General features: G+C 70.3%; 18 protein-coding genes, 2 tRNA genes and 1 pseudogene. 8 read left to right on the plus strand and 13 right to left on the minus strand.

Annotated features, from left to right (window positions below; genetic code table 11):
• Positions 1-75: 75 nt before the first annotated feature.
• On the minus strand, positions 76-2,451 hold the full coding sequence (ppsA, locus tag H9645_RS00705; protein WP_191727827.1) for a phosphoenolpyruvate synthase: 2,376 nt from the start codon (positions 2,449-2,451) through the stop codon (positions 76-78).
• A gap of 127 nt (positions 2,452-2,578) precedes the next feature.
• On the opposite strand from ppsA, the gene ppsR reads away from it, so the two are divergent.
• From ppsR to H9645_RS00720, 3 genes are read left to right on the plus strand one after another with little or no spacing between them, the layout of a single operon-like run.
• Complete coding sequence (gene ppsR / locus H9645_RS00710; protein WP_191727828.1) at positions 2,579-3,400, plus strand: posphoenolpyruvate synthetase regulatory kinase/phosphorylase PpsR; 822 nt, start codon at positions 2,579-2,581, stop codon at positions 3,398-3,400.
• Positions 3,401-3,417: 17 nt separating this feature from the next.
• Positions 3,418-3,945: a DUF1249 domain-containing protein gene (locus H9645_RS00715; RefSeq protein ID WP_191727829.1), complete on the plus strand. Its 528-nt coding sequence runs from the start codon at positions 3,418-3,420 to the stop codon at positions 3,943-3,945.
• A 4-nt stretch (positions 3,946-3,949) separates the two neighbouring features.
• Complete coding sequence (locus H9645_RS00720) at positions 3,950-4,117, plus strand: hypothetical protein (RefSeq protein ID WP_191727830.1); 168 nt, start codon at positions 3,950-3,952, stop codon at positions 4,115-4,117.
• 65 nt (positions 4,118-4,182) lie between these two features.
• On the opposite strand, the gene H9645_RS00725 is transcribed toward H9645_RS00720, so the two are convergent.
• Positions 4,183-4,258: transfer RNA gene (locus H9645_RS00725), tRNA-Glu, on the minus strand.
• 43 nt (positions 4,259-4,301) lie between these two features.
• Positions 4,302-4,377 (minus strand) — tRNA-Ala (locus H9645_RS00730).
• Between the two features lie 125 nt (positions 4,378-4,502).
• Between H9645_RS00730 and phbB the strand changes: the two genes are divergently transcribed.
• Positions 4,503-5,255, plus strand: coding sequence for an acetoacetyl-CoA reductase (phbB, locus tag H9645_RS00735; RefSeq protein ID WP_191727831.1), 753 nt, complete (start codon positions 4,503-4,505; stop codon positions 5,253-5,255).
• Between the two features lie 19 nt (positions 5,256-5,274).
• On the opposite strand, the gene H9645_RS14095 is transcribed toward phbB, so the two are convergent.
• The 7 genes from H9645_RS14095 to H9645_RS00770 form a co-directional block, all read right to left on the minus strand.
• A complete protein-coding gene (locus H9645_RS14095; RefSeq protein WP_225217898.1) occupies positions 5,275-5,862 on the minus strand; it encodes a DUF411 domain-containing protein in 588 nt (195 codons plus the stop codon).
• 22 nt (positions 5,863-5,884) lie between these two features.
• Positions 5,885-6,829 carry a copper resistance protein B gene (locus H9645_RS00745; RefSeq protein ID WP_191727832.1) on the minus strand — a complete coding sequence of 315 codons (945 nt, stop codon included), beginning with the start codon at positions 6,827-6,829 and terminating at the stop codon, positions 5,885-5,887.
• Entirely contained in the window at positions 6,826-8,655 is a 1,830-nt protein-coding gene (locus H9645_RS00750) for a copper resistance system multicopper oxidase (RefSeq protein ID WP_191727833.1), read from the minus strand. Before H9645_RS00750 ends, H9645_RS00745 begins: the two co-directional genes overlap by 4 nt.
• Positions 8,656-8,762: 107 nt before the next feature.
• Positions 8,763-9,170 (minus strand): CopL family metal-binding regulatory protein, encoded by a 408-nt coding sequence (locus H9645_RS00755; RefSeq protein ID WP_225217951.1) that lies wholly within the window; start codon positions 9,168-9,170, stop codon positions 8,763-8,765.
• Between the two features lie 57 nt (positions 9,171-9,227).
• Positions 9,228-9,893 (minus strand): trimeric intracellular cation channel family protein, encoded by a 666-nt coding sequence (locus tag H9645_RS00760; RefSeq protein WP_191727835.1) that lies wholly within the window; start codon positions 9,891-9,893, stop codon positions 9,228-9,230.
• A 22-nt stretch (positions 9,894-9,915) separates the two neighbouring features.
• On the minus strand, positions 9,916-10,998 hold the full coding sequence (locus tag H9645_RS00765; protein WP_191727836.1) for an NAD(P)-dependent alcohol dehydrogenase: 1,083 nt from the start codon (positions 10,996-10,998) through the stop codon (positions 9,916-9,918).
• 135 nt (positions 10,999-11,133) lie between these two features.
• Positions 11,134-12,753, minus strand: a complete 1,620-nt coding sequence (locus H9645_RS00770; protein ID WP_191727837.1) for a sialidase family protein — start codon at positions 12,751-12,753, stop codon at positions 11,134-11,136.
• 291 nt (positions 12,754-13,044) lie between these two features.
• On the opposite strand from H9645_RS00770, the gene H9645_RS00775 reads away from it, so the two are divergent.
• From H9645_RS00775 to H9645_RS00785, 3 genes are all read left to right on the plus strand, one after another.
• Complete coding sequence (locus H9645_RS00775) at positions 13,045-13,563, plus strand: adenine phosphoribosyltransferase (protein WP_191727838.1); 519 nt, start codon at positions 13,045-13,047, stop codon at positions 13,561-13,563.
• Positions 13,564-13,675: 112 nt separating this feature from the next.
• Positions 13,676-14,032 (plus strand): carboxymuconolactone decarboxylase family protein, encoded by a 357-nt coding sequence (locus tag H9645_RS00780; protein WP_191727839.1) that lies wholly within the window; start codon positions 13,676-13,678, stop codon positions 14,030-14,032.
• 73 nt (positions 14,033-14,105) lie between these two features.
• Positions 14,106-14,276, plus strand: a complete 171-nt coding sequence (locus H9645_RS00785; RefSeq protein ID WP_191727840.1) for a hypothetical protein — start codon at positions 14,106-14,108, stop codon at positions 14,274-14,276.
• Positions 14,277-14,328: 52 nt separating this feature from the next.
• Here H9645_RS00785 and H9645_RS00790 read toward each other — a convergent pair whose 3' ends face one another.
• Complete coding sequence (locus tag H9645_RS00790; protein ID WP_225217952.1) at positions 14,329-14,751, minus strand: YqaA family protein; 423 nt, start codon at positions 14,749-14,751, stop codon at positions 14,329-14,331.
• Positions 14,752-14,810: 59 nt separating this feature from the next.
• Complete coding sequence (locus H9645_RS00795; protein ID WP_191727842.1) at positions 14,811-16,412, minus strand: EAL domain-containing protein; 1,602 nt, start codon at positions 16,410-16,412, stop codon at positions 14,811-14,813.
• A gap of 57 nt (positions 16,413-16,469) precedes the next feature.
• Here H9645_RS00795 and H9645_RS00800 point away from each other — a divergent pair.
• Positions 16,470-17,494: pseudogene (locus tag H9645_RS00800) on the plus strand (zinc-binding alcohol dehydrogenase family protein).
• 24 nt (positions 17,495-17,518) lie between these two features.
• Here H9645_RS00800 and H9645_RS00805 read toward each other — a convergent pair.
• On the minus strand, positions 17,519-17,869 hold the full coding sequence (locus H9645_RS00805; protein ID WP_191727843.1) for a DUF4124 domain-containing protein: 351 nt from the start codon (positions 17,867-17,869) through the stop codon (positions 17,519-17,521).
• Positions 17,870-17,971: the final 102 nt, after the last annotated feature.

The raw sequence follows: 17,971 nt of genomic DNA on the forward strand, positions 1-17,971 counted from the left end.
TCCGCGTAAATCCGTGGCAAAAAAAAAAGGCCGGGCACGAAGCCCGGCCTTTCATGTTTGCGACGGCGGCAGGCCTCAGCCCGCGGCCTTCGACTTCGCCAGCTTCAGCCAGGTGTCGACTACGGTGTCGGGGTTGAGCGACACGGACTCGATGCCCTGCTGCATCAGCCACTCGGCAAGGTCGGGATGGTCGCTCGGGCCCTGGCCGCAGATGCCGATGTACTTGCCCTTGGCCTTGGCGGTCTGGATGGCCATCGACAGCAGCTTCTTCACAGCCGGATCGCGCTCGTCGAACAGATGCGCGACGACCGCGGAGTCGCGGTCCAGGCCCAGGGTCAGCTGGGTCAGGTCGTTGGAGCCGATCGAGAAGCCGTCGAACATCTCCAGGAACTCGTCGGCCAGCAGCGCGTTGGACGGGACCTCGCACATCATGATGACCTTCAGGCCGTTGACGCCGCGGCGCAGGCCGTTGGCGGCCAGCACCTCGAGCACGCGGCGGCCCTCGTCGAGCGTGCGCACGAACGGGATCATCACCCAGAGGTTCTCCAGGCCCATGGTCTCGCGGACCTTGAGCACGGCGCGGCACTCGAGTGCGAAGGCCTTCTCGAACGCGGGATCGACATAGCGGCTGGCGCCGCGGAAGCCGATCATCGGGTTCTCTTCCTCCGGCTCGTAGCGGGTGCCGCCGATCAGGTTGGCGTATTCGTTGGACTTGAAGTCCGACATGCGCACGATCACCGGGTTCGGTGCCACCGACGCGGTCAGCGTGGCGATGCCCTCGGCCAGGCGGTCGACGTAGAAGCTCACCGGGTCGGCGTAGCCGGCGGCGCGCTCGTCGATCTTCTTCTTCGTCTCGGCGTCCTGCTTGTCGTACTCGAGCAGCGCGTTGGGATGCACGCCGATGTGCGCTGCGATGATCATCTCCAGGCGCGCCAGGCCGATGCCGGCATTGGGCAGCTGGCCGAAATCGAACGCGCGCTCGGGGTTGGCGACGTTCATCATGATCTTGAGCGGCGCCTCCGGCATCGAGGTGAGGTCGGTGGTGATGCGCTCGAAGGACAGGCTGCCGTCGTAGATGAAGCCGGTATCGCCCTCGGCGCAACTGACCGTCACTTCCTTGCCGTCCTCGATCGCGTCCAGCGCATTGCCGGTACCGACGACGGCCGGCACGCCCAGTTCGCGGGCGATGATCGCCGCGTGGCAGGTGCGGCCACCGCGGTTGGTCACGATGGCCGAGGCGCGCTTCATCACCGGCTCCCAGTCGGGGTCGGTCATGTCGGCGACCAGCACGTCGCCGGGCTGCACGCGGTTCATGTCGTCGAGCGAGCGCACCACGCGGGCCACGCCGCTGCCGATCTTCTGGCCGATGGCGCGGCCCTCGCAGACCACGTCGCCGCGGCTGCCGAGCATGAAGCGCTCGATCTGGGTGGCCTTGGCGCGCGACTTCACCGTTTCCGGGCGGGCCTGGACGATGAAGAGCTTGCCGGTGATGCCGTCCTTCGCCCACTCGATGTCCATCGGGCGCTGGTAGTGCTGCTCGATGGTCAGCGCCTGGCGGGCGAGCTCGTGCACGTCGGCGTCGCTGATCGAGAACTTCGCGCGCAGCTCCGCCGGCGTGTCCTCGTTGCGCACGCGCTCGCCGGGCTGGTCGGAATAGACCATGCGGATCTGCTTGGCGCCGAGCGAGCGGCGCAGGATGGCGGGCCGGCCCTGGCGCAGGGTCGGCTTGTAGACGTAGAACTCGTCCGGGTTCACCGCCCCCTGCACGACGTTCTCGCCCAGGCCGTAGCTGGAGGTGATGAACACCACCTCGCGGAAACCGGACTCGGTATCGAGGGTGAACAGCACGCCGGAGGCACCGCAGTCCGAGCGCACCATCAGCTGCACGCCGGCCGACAGGAACACGTCCTCGTGCTTGAAGCCGTGGTGGACGCGGTAGGCGATGGCGCGGTCGTTGTAGAGGCTGGCGAAGACCTCCTTCACCTTCACCACCACGTCGTCGGCGCCGGTGACGTTGAGGAAGGTCTCCTGCTGGCCCGCGAACGAGGCGTCGGGCAGGTCCTCGGCGGTGGCCGAGGAGCGCACCGCGACCGCGATGTCGGTGCCGCCGTTGTCGGCGCAGAGCTTGGCGTAGGCGGTGCGGATGTCGGCTTCCAGCGCCGGCTGCAGCGGGGCGTCGATGACCCAGCCGCGGATCTCGGCGCCGGCCCGGTTCAAGGCCGGCACGTCTTCCACGTCGAGCGTGGCCAGGCGGTCGAAGATGCGCTGGTGCAGGTCGTTGTGGGCGACGAAATCCTTGAAGGCATCGGCGGTGGTGGCGAAGCCGCCGGGCACGGAGACACCGAGCCGGGCCAGGTTGCCGATCATCTCGCCAAGCGAGGAATTCTTGCCGCCGACCTGCGCGAGGTCGGTGAGGCGAAGGTCGTCAAGCCACAGGATGTTGGCGCTCAAGGCGGGCTCCGGAGGGAAGGCGGGTCGCGGGGTGACACCGTCCGGGCCTGCGGCGCCGGACGGCGGGAACGGCTATTTTAGCAAGCCATCCCGCCGCGGGGCCCGCGGCCACGCAGGAAAATCACGCATGTCGAGCCCGCGCCCGGTCTTCTACGTCTCCGACGGCACCGGAATCACCGCCGAAACGATCGGTCACAGCCTCCTCACCCAGTTCCGCGCCAGCGCCTTCGCCACCGAGCGGATCCCGTTCGTGGACAGCGTCGAGCGCGCCCACGAGATCGCGGCGCGCATCCGCGAGGCCGGGGAGGCCAGCGGCCTGCGCCCGGTGGTGGTGAACTCCTGCGTCAACGGCGAGCTGACCACCGCGATCCGGGCGAGCGGGGCGCTGGTCCTCGACGTGCTGGAGCCGTTCATGAGCCAGCTGGAGGCCGAGCTCGGCGAGACCCGCCAGCCACGCGTGGGCCAGGCCCACGGCATGGTCGACTTCGACGCCTACCACAAGCGCATCAACGCCATGAACTACGCGCTGACCCACGACGACGGCATGTCGATCAACTACGACGACGCCGACGTGATCCTGGTGGCGGTGTCGCGCGCGGGCAAGACGCCGACCTGCGTCTACCTGGCGCTGCACCACGGCATCGCCGCGGCCAACTATCCGCTGACCGAAGAGGATCTCGAGCACGACCGCCTGCCGCCGCGCCTGCGCGCGCACCGCGCCAAGCTGTTCGGGCTCACCATCGACCCCGTGCGCCTGCAGCAGATCCGCCAGGAGCGGCGCCCGAACTCGCGCTATGCCGAACTCGAGACCTGCAAGCGCGAAGTGGCCGCGGCCGAGACCCTGTTCCGTGCCGAGCGCATTCCGGTGCTGAGCACCACGCACACCTCGATCGAGGAGATCTCGAGCAAGGTGATGAGCACCCTGGGCATCCGCCGCGGCATGTTCTGAGCGTGTAGCATCGGGCCATGTCGCAGCTCCTCGCCCGACGCGCGAAACTCCCCGGCCTCAGCCGCCTCGGCTGGCTGATGGCGCTGTACGCGGAGAACCACGCGCGTCTGGTGCGCCTGTTCGAGCCCGGCGATCTCGCGCCCGGGATCTACGTCTCCAGCGTCGGCGACGGGCTCGACCTGCGCCTGGACGTCATCGAGCGCCATGCCTACACCAGCGAACTGCGGCTCGCCTACGTGGCGCTGCCGGATCCGGTGACCGGCGAGCCCGATCCTTCGGCCTACCTGCGCTTCTATCGCGACGCCCGCCAGGTCGAGGCCACGCACTGCTACGTCGGCCGCCGCTGGCAGGACGCGATCGGCCTGTTCCCGCCGCCGGCGGCGCTCATCGGCCATCGCATGCGGATGAACACCTTCCTGGGCAAATGGCTGCAGTACCTGGCCGAGCGCGGCCATGGCGTCGCCACGCTGCACCGGGAGCCTTCATGCCCCGGGCCCGCGCCGGTGCTATCGTCGGCCGGCAGGTCCCTCGACAGCCAAAGGTGAACCCATGACGACGAAGCTCGACAAGCCGCTGAAGCGCGAAGTGCAGATCGGCGACAAGGCCTACACCCTCACCATCGACCCGGCCGGACTGAAGCTGGTGGAGAAGGGGCACCGCAAGGGCGTGGAGGTCGAATGGGCCGAGATCGCGGCGCGCGAGGGCAGCGGCGGCTGAGTACGCGGGTCCGGTGACCGGACGCACAAACAGAAAGCCCGCCTTGCGGCGGGCTTTCTGCTGTATGGCGTCCCCACGGGGATTCGAACCCCGGTGTCCACCGTGAAAGGGTGGTGTCCTAGGCCTCTAGACGATGGGGACTTGGATCTGTCCGGTCACCTTTCGAACGGCCTGGTTCGAAGAGTGGTGGAGCCAGGCGGGATCGAACCGCCGACCTCCTGCATGCCATGCAGGCGCTCTCCCAGCTGAGCTATGGCCCCACGTGTTGGGAGCCGCAAATTGTAGGCACGCTTTCGGGAGTCGTCAACACATTGCTGCAAAGAAATTTCGGTGACGCGCGCGGCGCGCGATACTGGGCGGCTTGACCGTCCATCTGGAGCATCGAATGTCCCACACCCCGACCCCGCGCACCGCGCTTGTCACCGGCGGGACCAGCGGCATCGGCGAAGCCATCGCGATCGCGCTGCACGACGCCGGCCATCGCGTCGTCGTGACCTGTTTCGACGGCGTCGAAGACCCGGCCACCTGGCGCGACGCCCAGTCTGCGCTCGGCCGCGACGTCCGCGTCGAACCCGTGGACGTGGCCGACTACGACAGCTGCCAGGCCCTGGCCGCGCGGCTGGAGGAGGCCGGCATCGCGATCGACATCCTGGTCAACGACGCCGGCATCACCCGCGACGCGACGTTCCGCAAGATGGACAAGGCGAAGTGGGACGCGGTGCTGCGCACCAACCTGGACTCGATGTTCAACGTCACCAGGCCCTTCGCCGATGGCATGGCCGAGCGCGGCTGGGGCCGCATCGTCAACATCTCCTCGGTCAACGGCACCAAGGGCCAGTTCGGGCAGACCAACTATTCCGCGGCCAAGGCCGGCGTGCAGGGCTTCACCAAGGCGCTGGCGCAGGAGCTGGCGCGCAAGGGCGTGACCGTCAACAGCGTCTCGCCCGGCTACGTCGGCACCTCGCTGGTGATGGCGATGAAGCCGGAGATCGTGGAGTCGATCGTGGCCCAGGTGCCGATGGGGCGCCTGGGCAGGCCGGAGGAGATCGCCGCGGTGGTCGGCTTCCTCTGCAGCGAAGGCGCGGCCTACATGACCGGCGCCGACATCGCGGTCAACGGCGGCCAGCACATGGGCTGAGCCGCCGCTGCCGGAACGATCACTCGCCGTGGCGCGCGTATTCGCTGGTGCTGCCGTCGCGGTGCACGAGCTCGACGGAGTAGGGGTGGACGGTCCCGTCGGGCATCTCCATCCCGGGCGAACCCGCGGGCATGCCGGGCACGGTGAGGCCGCGCGCGTCCGGCCGTTCCGCGAGCAGGCGCTTCACGTCGGCGGCCGGCACGTGGCCTTCGATGAAGTAGCCATCGATTTCCGCCGTGTGGCAGGAACCCTTTGCGTAGGGCACGCCGGCGCCCTGCTTGATCGGGCCCATGTCCTCGTGGTCGCGCACCTCGACGGAGAAGCCCGCATCGCGCATGTGGTCGACCCAGAGCACGCAGCAGCCGCAGCTCGGATGCTTGTGCACGACCATCAGCGCACCGATGGCGTCGGCGTCCGACGCCGGGAGGGGGCTGTGGGCCGGGGCGCTGGCCAGGGGCGCGGTGGAGGGGGCGGCGGGCTGTGTCGACGGCGTTCCGGCCGACGAGGAGGGCGGGGGCGTGCTGCCCGCGCTGCAGGCGGCGAGCGCGGTGGCCGCGCCCAGGAGCAGCGTCATCATCGTCCTGCCGTTGGTGAAGTCAAGAGTCATGAATATTCTCCAATTTATTGATTTAGAACCAGATTCTTACACCGGCGACGAGCCTGGTCTCGCGCGACGGCGCGTCCCCGGCCCGGCGCAGGCGGGCCGTGTCACCGAAGGCGCGTTCGTGACTGACGCCGAGATACGGAGCGACATGGCGGTTCACTTCGTAGCGAAGGCGCAGCCCGGCCTCGACCGTCGACAGGCCGGCGCCGACGCCGCGCGCCACGTCCTCCTTCGCATGCACGGTCGCCTCGAGCACCGGCTGCAGGATGAGTCGGTTGGTGAGCAGCAGTTCGTACTCGGCCTCGGCGGCCAGAGCGGCATGGCCTGACTCGCCGAGATAGCCGGTGACGGCAACCTCGAACAGGTAAGGCGCCAGCCCCTGCACGCCGAACGCGGCCCAGGTCCGCGAGTCGCCGGGGGCGAAGTCGTGGCGCACGCCCGCGACCAGGTCCCACCAGGGCGACACGCTGCGCCCATAGAGCAGTTCCAGGTCGGCCGCGTGGGTGTCGCCGCCTTCGCGTTCGCCTTCCGAGCGCAGCCAAAGCCGATCGGTGTCGGTGCCGATCCAGCCCTGCGCCTCCCAGGCCTGGCCGCTGCCGTGATCCTCGTCCCAGGCTTCCAGTCGGTTGAACAGCAGGTAGCGGTTGACCTTGGGCGCGTGCTGCATGTGGCGGGTGAGCGTCGGGAAGGCGGCGGCGCGATCGGCGTCGGTGAGCGGCGGAATCGGCGTGGAGGAGGTGCCGTGCGGCCCGGCATGGCTGGCAGGGTGTCCGGTCGCCGGATCGCCCATCCCGGAATGGTCCATTCCCGAGTGGTCCATCTTCGAATGGTCCATCTTTGAATGGTCCATCTTTGAATGGTCCATCGCGGCATGTCCGGCGTGGTCCTGCGCAGCCGCCGGGCCCGTGATCCCGAAGGCCAGGGCAGCCGCGATGGCGGCTGCAGCGTGCGTGGTGGCTGTGCGCTTCATGCCCGTTCCTCCACGCGCACTTCGCGCATCATCCCGGCTTCCATGTGATACAGCAGGTGGCAGTGGAAGGCCCATCGGCCCAGCGCGTCGGCGCGCACGCGGAAGGCGCGCCTGGTGCCGGGCGGCATGTCGACGGTGTGCTTGCGCAGGTGGAAGCCGCCGCGTTCGTCCTCGACGTCGCTCCACATGCCGTGCAGGTGGATGGGGTGCGACATCATCGTGTCGTTCACCAGCACCACGCGCAGGCGTTCGCCGTAGACCATGCGCAGCGGCGCCGCGTCCATGAACTTCTCGCCGTTGAAGGACCAGGCGAACTTCTCCATGTGGCCGGTCAGGTGCAGCTCGACCTCGCGCCCCGGGTCACGACCGTCGGGATCGGCGAACAGGCTGCGCATCGCACCGTAGGTCAGGACCGTGCGGCCGTTGCCGCGCAGGCCCACGCCGGGATCGTCCAGCTTCGGCGACACCGACATGGCCTGCATGTCGATCAGCGGATGGCCATCCTCGCTCGCCGGATGCGTCTGCATGCCGCCGCTGCCGTGCTCCATTCCACCGGCGCCGGCCGCATGGCCCGCGTGCGCCGAATGGTCCATGCCACCGTGGCCCGCATGCGCCGAGTGGTCCATGGCTGCCGGTGCCGCCGGCGTGCCATGCCCCATCGCCGCGTGGCCGCCGTGGTCCATCCCGCCGTGGCCCATGTCGTCCATGGTCAGCAGCGGCCGCGGATCCAGCGCCGGCACCGGCGGCGCCAGGCCGTGGCGCACCGCCAGCGTGCCGCGCGCATAGCCGGTGCGGCCGCTGTCCTGGGCGAAGATCGCGTAGGCGTCCTGGCCGGACGGCTCGACCAGCACGTCGAAGGTCTCCGCCGCCGCGATCCGGAACTCGTCCACCGTGACCGGGTGGATGTACTGGCCGTCGGCCGCCACCACGGTCAGCTTCAGGCCGGGGATGCGCACGTCGAAGTAGGTCATCGCCGAGCCGTTGATGAAGCGCAGCAGCACCTTCTCGCCGGGCCGGAACAGCCCGGTCCAGTTGCCCGCGGGCGCAGTGCCGTTTAGCAGATAGGTGTAGGTGTGGCCGTTGATGTCGGAGATGTCGGTGGGCGTCATCCGCATCCGGTCCCACATCGCCCGCTCGCGCCACGCCGCCGCGACGCCGCGCTCGCGCGCGTCGCGCACGAAGTCGGCCGCCGTCAGCCGGTAGTAGTTGTCGTAGGCGGCATCCTTCTTCATGCGCCGGAACAGGGCGACAGGATCCATGTCCGTCCAGTCCGACAGCAGCACCACGTGCTCGCGGTCGTGGTGGTAAGGCGGCGGTTCCAGCGGGTCGATCACCAGCGCGCCGTACAGGCCCGCCTGCTCCTGGAACATCGAGTGGCCGTGGTACCAGTAGGTGCCCGACTGGCGCACGTCGAAGCGGTAGGTCCAGGTGTCGCCCGGCGCGATGCCGTCGAAGCTGAGCCCGGGCACGCCGTCCATGTTCGCGGGCAGCAGCAGGCCGTGCCAGTGGATCGAACTCCAGGCGTCGCGCAGGCGGTTGGCCACGCGCAGGGTGACGGTGTCGCCCTCGCGGAAGCGGAGGATCGGCGCCGGCAGGCTGCCGTTGACCGTGGTCGCCAGCCGCGCGCGCCCGGTGAAGTCCACCGGCGAGCGGCCGATGGCGAGGTCGAAGGTCGAACCCGACAGCACCGGCGTGGGCAGTGGCGCGGCGTGGCCGGCGCCGGGCCTGAGGCCAAGCGCCGCGGCGATGCCGCCGGCGGCCAGGCCCTGCACGAAGCGGCGGCGGCCAGGGGCGGGCGTATCGCCCGGAAAATGGGGAAGGTGCATGGAATCTCCTGTTCACCCGTCGTCGCCGCGGCATGCGCGGCCCGACGTCCGATGGAAAGGCCGACCCGACGGGGCGGCCGCGGAAAGCGCCGTGCAAGGCGCCGGGGTCAGGCGATGGGAGGTCGGATCGGGCTGCGCGTGGGCGGCGAGGGAAGTCCCCGGGTGAACGGATGCAGCGGGCTGGCCGCGTTCACCTGCACGCCGATCGCGAAGCGCGGGGGGAGCGCCACGCACGCATGCGTACAGGCCTGCAGGCACTGCGCGTCGTCACTGCAGTCGTCCTCGCCGGAAGACGGGCAAGGGTGGCCGCCCGGGGAAACGGGGCGCTCCGGCACGACGGGATGTTCCGACGGGCTTTCGCCGCAGTGGGATGCCGCAGTGGCGACGTCCACGGAAGCCGCCTCCGCGTGCCCGATGGCCGCGCTGCCGGCCACGCCGGCCACCGCGCCACCGATCGCATTCACGACCAGGGCCAGGGCCAGCAGGATCCGCAGGAGAGGGGAGGACAGGCGCATGGTGGCCAAGTCTAGCGCCTGGCGCCCGTACCCGACCTGTCCCGGATCAACAGGCGGTCACGCATCCCCGTCCGGCGGCGGCGCTCCGCCGGCCACCGGCAGTCGCCACCCCCGGCGCAGGGCCAGCAGCCGCAGCGCGAAGCAGGCCAGCCCTCCCGCCACCGCCGTGGCCACGACCGGCAGTCCCAGCAGATGCCCGCCGACCACGATGCCGGCGCCCACCAGCGCCGCGACCGCATAGAGTTCGGCGCGCAGCACCACCGGCACGTCGGCCACCAGGACGTCGCGCGCAATGCCGCCGCCGATGCCGGTGAGCATGCCCATCAGCGCGGCCATCAGCGGACTGAGCCCGAACGCCAGCCCTTTCTCGGTGCCGGCGACCGCGAAGAAGGCCAGCCCGACCGCATCGAGCAGCCGGACCGGGTTGCGGAGCCGCTCCACCAGCTGCGACCAGAAGAACGTGATCACGCCCGCCGCGATCGCGACCGCGAGGTAACGCCAGTCCTGGATGGCCGCCGGCGGCGTCGCCCCGATCAGCAGGTCGCGGCTGATTCCGCCGAAGGTCGAGGCCGCGAACGACACCACCAGCACACCGAAGATGTCCAGGCGGCGGCGCACCGCGGCCGTCGCGCCGCTGACCGCGAACGCGAAGGTGCCGCAGAGGTCCAGCACCAGCACCAGGCTGCGCTGGAGTTCGAGGGCGGCGTGCGGCTCGGGGATCATGGCGATCGGGCGGGCGTGGCCCTCAGCTGCGCTCGTCGCCGGTGCGCGTCGTCGCATCGCCGGCCAGCGACGCGTTGTCGATCACGAAGCGGTACTTCACGTCGCCCTTGAGCATGCGTTCGTAGGCGGCGTTGATTTCGTCCATGCGGATCATCTCGATGTCGGCCACGATCCCGTGCTCGGCGCAGAAGTCGAGCATCTCCTGGGTTTCCGGGATGCCGCCGATCAGCGAGCCTGCCAGCGAGCGGCGCTTCATGATCAGGCTGAAGACGTTTGGCGAGGGGTGCGGCGTGGCCGGGGCGCCGACCAGGGTCATCGCGCCGTCGCGCTTGAGCAGCGCCAGGAACGCGTCGAGGTCGTGCGGCGCGGCCACCGTGTTGAGGATGAAGTCCAGGCTCTTGCGGTGTGCGGCCATCTCCACCTTGTTGCGCGAGACCACCACCTCGTCCGCGCCCAGCGCCAGCGCCGCCTCGCGCTTGGACTCCGAGGTGGTGAACGCGACCACATGCGCGCCCAGTGCGTGCGCGAGCTTGATGCCCATGTGACCCAGCCCGCCGATGCCGACCACGCCGACCTTCTTGCCCGGGCCGACCTGCCAATGGCGCAGCGGCGACCAGGTGGTGATGCCCGCGCACAGCAGCGGCGCGACCGCGGCCAGCTGGTCCTCGGCGTGGCGGATGCACAGCACGTAGCGCTCGTGCACCACGATCTGCTGCGAGTAGCCGCCCAGCGTGTGGCCGGGCGGGTCCGGCGTGGGGGAGTTGTAGGTGCCGACCATGCCGTCGCAGTAGTTCTCCAGCCCGTCGGCGCACTCGTCGCAGCCGCGGCAGCTGTCGACGATGCAGCCGATGCCGACCAGGTCGCCGGCCTTGAACGCGGAGACTTCGCTGCCCACCGCCGACACCCGGCCGACGATCTCGTGGCCCGGCACGCAGGGGAAGACGGTGCCGGCCCACTCCGCGCGGACCTGGTGCAGGTCGGAATGACAGACGCCGCAGAAGGCGATGTCGATCCGCACGTCGTGCGCGCCCGTGGCGCGGCGGGTGATGTCGATGGGCTCCAGCGGCTTGTCGCCGGCGTGGGCGCCGTAGGCCTTGATCGTCATGGGGGTCTCCTTGGGATGCGTGGGGTGCGCGTGAAGCAGGGTGCGCCAGCAGGGCCGCGGGGACCAGTATGACGGTGCTTGCCGGTCGGGTGCCGGAGGCGCTGCGGCGGCGGTCGCTCGCGCGCCCAGCGGCCTTCACTCCGCCCGCGACGCCCCCGGCTCCACTTCGCCATAGCGGTTCAGGCCCGAGCCGCCGTTGGAGCCGGCGTCATACACATAGCCGTAGACAAGGCTGCCGTCGGCGCGCCGCACCGGCCGTCCGCGGACCCACTGGCCGTCGATGTCGTCCACCTGCAGCGTGGCCGGCCCCCATTCGCCGTCGGCACCGGTGGCGACGTGGAACAGGCTGCCGGAGTCGGCGTCGACGAACAGCACCTGCGCGCGGCCGTCCAGCGCGATCGCGTCGGCGGCGGTCTGGTCGGAGTCCACCGCGCCCTGGATGACGACGCGGTCGGTCACCACGCGCGCCTCGCCCAGCGGCGCGCCGCCGACCGAGCGGCGTTCATGCAGCGCCCCGTTGGCCAGGCGGTAGATGACCATCAGCGTGTCGGTGTCGGGCAGGTACACCAGCGGCAGGATGGAGCCGACGTCGCTTTCGGCGCGGCCGAGCCCGTCGGCCACGTGCTGGCGCGGACCGGGGCGGCCGTCGTGGCCGATGGTCCGGTACCAGGCGTTGCCGCGGCGGTCGGTGTAGGCGAGGTGCACCACGCCGTCCTCGCCGGTGGCCAGCATCGGTCCCGACAGGAGCGCATCGCTGTCCGGGTCGATCACCGTGGCATCGCTCCAGCGGCCGCTCGCGTCGCGGATCCGGACTTCGATGTGCGTGGGGGTGCCGTAGACGCCGAGCAGGCGGCCGTCGGGGCGCGCGGCCAGCGCCGCCACCTGGATCGGCGGCTCCTCCGGCGCGGCCAGCTGCTCGTCGCGGACGGCCCAGGCGTCGGGTGCGGTCGGATGGTCGGAGGTGCGGAAGGCGTGGTGGAAGACCGCCTCCGAGGTCTGGTGGAGCATGTGCACGGTGTCGCCGCCGAGCACGGTGGCGAAGCCCTCGAGGTCGCCCGTGGCCGGGCGGTGGCCGCCGTCGACCTCGCGCCAGCTGCGGCCGCCGTCGCTGGACTTCACCACCATCAGCACGTTGCTGGTTTCGGCCGGCTCCATCAGGAAGTACAGGTCACCGTTGCCGGCCTGCCAGGGGCCGATGGGGCCCGGGGTCTCGACGAAGGTGCCGCCGAGCAGCCCGTCGGGAACGGTGACCGTGAGCGTCGGCACGACCGTGCTGCTGCAGATGCCGAAGGCGTCGGCGACGCGCAGCTCATAGGTGTCGCCGGTGTCATTGGTGCGTGCTTGGTCGGAGAAGCGACGGACCACCAGCGGCCATTCCCACTCGCCGTGTGCGCTGCCGCCGGTCCAGGACGGCGTCGCGGCTTCCGCCACGATCCCGGCGCCGGGATGGAAGGGCGCCCGGGAACCGGACAGCAGGTCCAGGGTGGCCTCGCCCGGCGCGTATTCCCCGTTGGCGACCACGCTGATCGGCGGCGTGACCAGCGGGTAGGGGAAGTCGGCGGCCTGCAGGTCGGTCCATTCGCCGCCGTTGTGGCGGTACTGGAGCCAGAACCTCCGCGGCTGCCCGGCCGGGCCTTCCGCCTCAAGCTCGAGGCGCAGGCGGAAGGGCTGGTCGGCGCTGACCGCCAACGCCTCGTTGGTGGCGCCGGCCCAGTCGGTGCTGTCGTTGAGAAGAGACTCGAAGTCCGAACGCATGCGGAACGCGGTCAGCGTGCAGCTTGGGGCTGCGCTGCCGGCAGCGACGCCGGGAGCCGGCTGCGCCGTCGCGGGCGCAGCTGCCATGAGCATGGCGGTGGTGATCGCGGCTGCGACCGGGGCGATTCGCGGGTTCCGTGGCATCGATGCGACCTGCTGGCCTGGGGCAACGCCTGATCATATGACGCCAATATTTCAGCTCTCCGAACGGCCACCCTCACGCCACCGGCGACGATTTGGCTTCGGGGCCGGGGAGGCTCAAACTCGCCGGCCGCGGGACGGAGAGTTCAGATGAAGCAGTGGCAGGCCCTGGTGCGCGACATTCCCGACTTTCCCCGGCCCGGGATCCTGTTCAAGGACATCACCCCGGTACTGGCCGATGCCGAAGGCTTCGCGGCCGCGGTCGCGGCGATGGTCGAACCCTGGCGCGAGGCCGGGCTGGACGCGGTGGTCGGTATCGAATCCCGCGGCTTCATCCTCGGTGCGGCCCTGGCGCAGGCGCTCGGCACCGGCTTCGTCCCGGTGCGCAAGCCGGGGCGGCTTCCGGCCGACACCCTGTCGCAGGACTACGCGCTCGAATACGGCACCGACCGCCTGGAAGTGCACGTGGATGCCCTGCCGGCGGGCGCCCGCGTGCTGCTGGTGGACGACGTGCTCGCGACCGGCGGCACCCTGCTGGCCGCGCGCTCGCTGATGCGCCGGCAGGGCGCGGAGGTGGCGGGTGCGACGGTGCTGTTCGAGATGCTGGCGCTGGGCGGGCGGGCGCACTGGGATGAGTCCGTGCCGCTGCTGGCGGCCGCGGCGTACTGACGCCGCCGGCGAAGTCGTTGCGGTGGGGGAGGGCGTGGATCACCGCGCCCGATGAGGGGCGTATCTTGCGGACGTCAATCCGCGCCGGATGGCGCACCGACGGAGACCTGCCATGCTCGACTGGAACGCATATCGGGACGAACTCAAGGGCCGGATCGGCGAGATCGGCAAGCTGTCGCCGGATACCGTGCGCGGCTACGCCACGCTCAGCGGTGCGGGCGCCAGGACGCAGCACCTGGATGCCAGGACCCGTGAGCTGATCGGGCTGGCGGTCGCCGTGACGACGCGCTGCGACGGCTGCATCACCCTGCACGTGGACGCCGCGCTGAAACATGGTGCGACCCGCGAGGAGATCGCGGAGGCGCTCGGCGTCGCGGTGGCGTTGAACGCGGGTGCCGCGCTGGTGTACTCGGCGCGGGTGATGGATGCGGTGGCTGCGCATCCGGAGCAGCAGGGGGCGGGTGACTGAGGGAGCCACGGCCAAGGTTCGCCGGAATGATCACGCCGGCAGCTAGGCAGGGGCATCTGGTAATGGAGTAGTGGTGGCAACTGACAAGACCTGGTTTGACGATCGGCTCAAGGGCAATCTTTTTCTAGATATCGGCTTCCGTGTTCTTGTCTGGACAGGGATCGTGATCCTGACATTGCGGCACGCCTCCGGGCAGATCGACTTCTCGCCCATTGCTGTCTTCGAGAACAGCTTCAGAGTTTGAAGCAAGAGCTAACGTCCGCTTCTGGCCGAGAGCGGACATTGAGCGGGGCAGGTCAGCTGGACGCGCGCACTGTGAACGCCAGGACCGCATAGCGGCCGAACTTGGCGATGCCGACCAGCAGGAGGAACCGCGGGAGCGGCTCGCGCATGACGCCTGCGACCAGGGTGATCGGGTCGCCGATCACCGGGGCCCAACTCAGCAACAGGGACCATCTGCCATAGCGGCGGTAGCTGCGCTGGGCGCGCTCGAGGTGGGCATCGGTCGCAGGGAACCAGCGCCGGCCGCGGAAGCGTTCGATCGCGCGACCGACGCACCAGTTGACGGTTGAGCCGAGCACGTTGCCCACGCCGGCGACGAGTACGAGCGGTACCGCCGGATAGCCCGAAAGCTGCAGGCCGACGAGCACGGCCTCCGACTGCAGTGGAAGCAGGGTCGCGGCGCCGAAGGCGATGACGAACAGCGTCAGATAGGCCAGAAGTTCACCCATGGACCCTTGGCCTGACCTGTCCATGACTTCGCATAATGCACATTATGTCATTCGCGATGTCCATCCGCCAACCGCTCCGCAACAAAACCCACGAACTCCTCCACCGGCATCGGCATCCCCAGCCCGAACCCCTGGCCATAGCGCACGCCTTCCGCCAGCAACAGCTGCATCTGCCGCGCGTTCTGGATTCCCTCGGCCACGGTCTCCGCGTCCACGGCCTTGGCGATGCGGACGATTTCCGGGATCAGGCTGGCGCGCAGCGTCGCGTCCTCGAGCTCATAGACGAACGAGCCGTCGATCTTCAGCAGGTCCGGCGAGAGCCGGGTGACCGACTTCAGGTTGGAGTAGCCGGTGCCGAAGTCGTCCACCGCGACCAGGAAGCCGAGGGCCTGCAGTCCCTGCACTTCCTTGACCAGGTCGCTGGCCAGGCTGTGCTCGGTGATCTCGACGCACACGTCCAGATCGCGGCGTCCCGACGCCTGCAGCGCGCCCTGCAGCACCGGTGCCAGGGTGGCCGCATCGACGCTCGGCGGGAAGCAGTTCAGGGCGATGCCGAAGCGTTCGTCGATCGACGGCAGGTGCGCCGACAGTTCGGCGATCGCCTTGCGGGCAACCGCGTGGTCGAAGCGCCGCTCCAGGCCTGCGCCGAGGATGGCCGGGATCATGACCGATGGCAGCCACTGGCTATCTCCCTCCTTCAGCCGTGCGAGGACTTCGCAGCCGACGGGACGCCCCGTCGCAAGCTCGAACAAGGGCTGGTAGACGAGGGCCAGGTGGGCTTCGTCGCACAGGAAGCCGATGCGGTTGCGCAGGTGGCCCAGCCTGGCCACGTAGGGGGCGATGGTCCCGGCCGCCAGCGCGGCGATCAGCAGCGAGCCCGCCAGCAGCAGCGGGAACAGCGCGCCGCCGCGCATCAGGATCGCCGGGAGGCCGCGCTGCGTCTGCAGCACCAGGTCCTGCCCTTCGGACATGGTGACGAGCTCATAGCCCAGCCCGCGCGGCGAGGCGCCGGACGCGGCCAGGCGCCCTGCCCGCGCCCGCATGGCCGGCAACAGGCGGGGTTCGACGCCGGCGTGGAGCGCGACCAGGCCCTCCGTCGTGCGCAGCCACAGGACGTCGGCGCGGGCGTTGAGGTCGTCGGTGGCATAGGGGCTCACCACGACGTTGACCGGGGGGCGCTGGATGATGGTGGCCTTCAGCTTCTTGCCGGCCATCGTCAGCGGGATGTCGTCCAGCAGTTCCAGCCCCGATCGCGAGACGTGCACCGGGTAGTCGCCCTTGACGGGCTCCGCCAGGCGGCCGAGCGCGGTCGAGCAGACCAGCCGACGGTCGGCGTCCAGCAGGCCGATCTCGCGCAGGTAGCGGGATTCGAGCAGCCGGGTGTTGAGGTAGGCCAGGCTTTCGTAGCTGCAGTCCAGGCCGTCGTCGCGCGACAGATCGTCCAGCAGCGCGGTGCTTTCGGCGGTGATGCCCTCGAAGATGCGCAGGGCTTCGGCGTGGCGCTGCGCCGTGCGGCCGTGGTCCACCATCACCATGGCGGCCAGCGCGCCCGCCACCAGCAGCACGGCGACCAGGACGCCAGCCCCCCGCACGAAGGCCTTCGGCCTCCTGGAGATCGTCAGCAGCAACCAGTAGCGCAGCCTGTCCAAGCGGTTCCTTCGGCGATCCGGAGTAGGATTTCCGCTCCGTTCCAGAGGATATGCGCCATGCGTGCCGTCGGCTACCGGACACCAGGCCCCATCGATGCCACGGATGCGCTGGTCGACATCGAGCGTCCCCGCCCGGTGGCGACGGGACGCGACCTGCTGGTGGAGGTCCGCGCGGTCTCCGTGAACCCCGTCGACACCAAGGTTCGCCGTACCGCCGCGCCGGAGCCCGGTGACTGGAAGGTGCTGGGCTGGGACGCGGCCGGCGTGGTGGTGGATGCCGGTCCCGACGCCGGGCGCTTCCGTGCCGGTGACGAGGTCTTCTACGCAGGCGCCTCGCCCGCCCCGGCACCAATGCCGAGTTCCATCTCGTCGACGAGCGCATCGTCGGCCGCAAGCCGCGCTCGCTCGACTGGGCGGAGGCGGCGGCCATGCCGCTCACGGCGATCACGGCCTGGGAGGCGCTGTTCGACCGCCTCGACGTCCGCGGCCGCGAGGTGCCGGGCGCGGCGCCGGCGATCCTCGTCGTCGGGGGCGCCGGCGGCGTCGGTTCCATGGCGATCCAGCTGGCCCGCCGGCTGACCGGACTGACCGTGGTCGCGACGGCTTCGCGGCCAGAGACCGCCGACTGGGTCCGCGGCCTCGGTGCGCACCACGTCGTCGACCACCGCCAGCCGCTCGCGGCGCAGGTGGCCGCGCTCGGCCTCGGCGCCCCGGCCTTCGTGTTCTCGACCACGCAGACCGACCGGCACCTGGCGCAGATCGCGGAGCTGATCGCGCCGCAGGGTCGCATGGTGCTGATCGACGACCCGGCCAGCTTCGACATCGGCCTGTTCAAGCGCAAGAGCGTGTCGGTGCACTGGGAATTCATGTTCACCCGCTCGATGTCGGACACGCCGGACATCGGGGCGCAGGGCGCGCTGCTCGACGACGTGTCGCGGCTGGTCGACGCGGGCACGCTGCGCACGACGCTCGGCCGCCGACTGGGCACGATCGATGCGGCCACGCTGATGGAAGCGCACCGGCTGCTGGAAAGCGGCACGGTGATCGGCAAGCTGGTGGCGGAGGGCTTCGCCGCCGGCTGAGCCCGCGGCATGTCCCGCCGGCGCTCAGCGGCAGGCCTGCCAGACCTCGTCGTCGAGCCTGCGCAGGAGGTCGAACGTGCGCTTCAGTCCGACCCGTTGCAGGGTGCGTTCGCGGCGGTCGCGCGCGGCCTGGCAGCGGTCGGGCGTGCGCTTTGTCCGGGTGGTCGACCCACCGCTACGCGCTGCCACTCGCGGCGTCCGCGACTCCGCCACCGGCCGCGGGCGGGCGGCAGCCTTCACGACAGGTTCCGGCACGGCGCCGTAGCTGGCGGCCAGCCGCTGCCCTGCCCCGCAGGCACCGCTGGTGAGGGTGACGTGTCCGTCGACGGCGACGCACTTCTGCACGGTCTGCGCCGACGCGGGCACGGCCGTCATCGCGAGGATCGCGCCGGCGCACACCCGCGCCAGACGCGTCCTGTTCCTGCATCGCTCGCGCATGCGGCCTCCCTGCCGTCGGCGAATCCCGTCACGCTGGTC

The organism is Luteimonas colneyensis (genome assembly GCF_014836665.1).
Classification (GTDB): domain Bacteria; phylum Pseudomonadota; class Gammaproteobacteria; order Xanthomonadales; family Xanthomonadaceae; genus Luteimonas; species Luteimonas colneyensis.

Bases quoted from the DNA above. Each gene is read 5' to 3' on its own strand.
- H9645_RS00760 (WP_191727835.1), bottom strand. From the start codon at position 9,893: ATGATCCCCGAGCCGCACGCCGCCCTCGAACTCCAGCGCAGCCTGGTG.
- H9645_RS00770 (WP_191727837.1), bottom strand. From the start codon at position 12,753: ATGCGTTCGGACTTCGAGTCTCTTCTCAACGACAGCACCGACTGGGCC.
- H9645_RS00755 (WP_225217951.1), bottom strand. From the start codon at position 9,170: ATGCGCCTGTCCTCCCCTCTCCTGCGGATCCTGCTGGCCCTGGCCCTG.
- H9645_RS00765 (WP_191727836.1), bottom strand. From the start codon at position 10,998: ATGACGATCAAGGCCTACGGCGCCCACGCCGGCGACAAGCCGCTGGAG.
- H9645_RS00775 (WP_191727838.1), top strand. From the start codon at position 13,045: ATGAAGCAGTGGCAGGCCCTGGTGCGCGACATTCCCGACTTTCCCCGG.
- H9645_RS00715 (WP_191727829.1), top strand. From the start codon at position 3,418: ATGTCGCAGCTCCTCGCCCGACGCGCGAAACTCCCCGGCCTCAGCCGC.
- H9645_RS14095 (WP_225217898.1), bottom strand. From the start codon at position 5,862: ATGACTCTTGACTTCACCAACGGCAGGACGATGATGACGCTGCTCCTG.
- H9645_RS00750 (WP_191727833.1), bottom strand. From the start codon at position 8,655: ATGCACCTTCCCCATTTTCCGGGCGATACGCCCGCCCCTGGCCGCCGC.
- H9645_RS00780 (WP_191727839.1), top strand. From the start codon at position 13,676: ATGCTCGACTGGAACGCATATCGGGACGAACTCAAGGGCCGGATCGGC.
- phbB (WP_191727831.1), top strand. From the start codon at position 4,503: ATGTCCCACACCCCGACCCCGCGCACCGCGCTTGTCACCGGCGGGACC.
- H9645_RS00745 (WP_191727832.1), bottom strand. From the start codon at position 6,829: ATGAAGCGCACAGCCACCACGCACGCTGCAGCCGCCATCGCGGCTGCC.
- H9645_RS00805 (WP_191727843.1), bottom strand. From the start codon at position 17,869: ATGACGGCCGTGCCCGCGTCGGCGCAGACCGTGCAGAAGTGCGTCGCC.
- H9645_RS00720 (WP_191727830.1), top strand. From the start codon at position 3,950: ATGACGACGAAGCTCGACAAGCCGCTGAAGCGCGAAGTGCAGATCGGC.
- ppsR (WP_191727828.1), top strand. From the start codon at position 2,579: ATGTCGAGCCCGCGCCCGGTCTTCTACGTCTCCGACGGCACCGGAATC.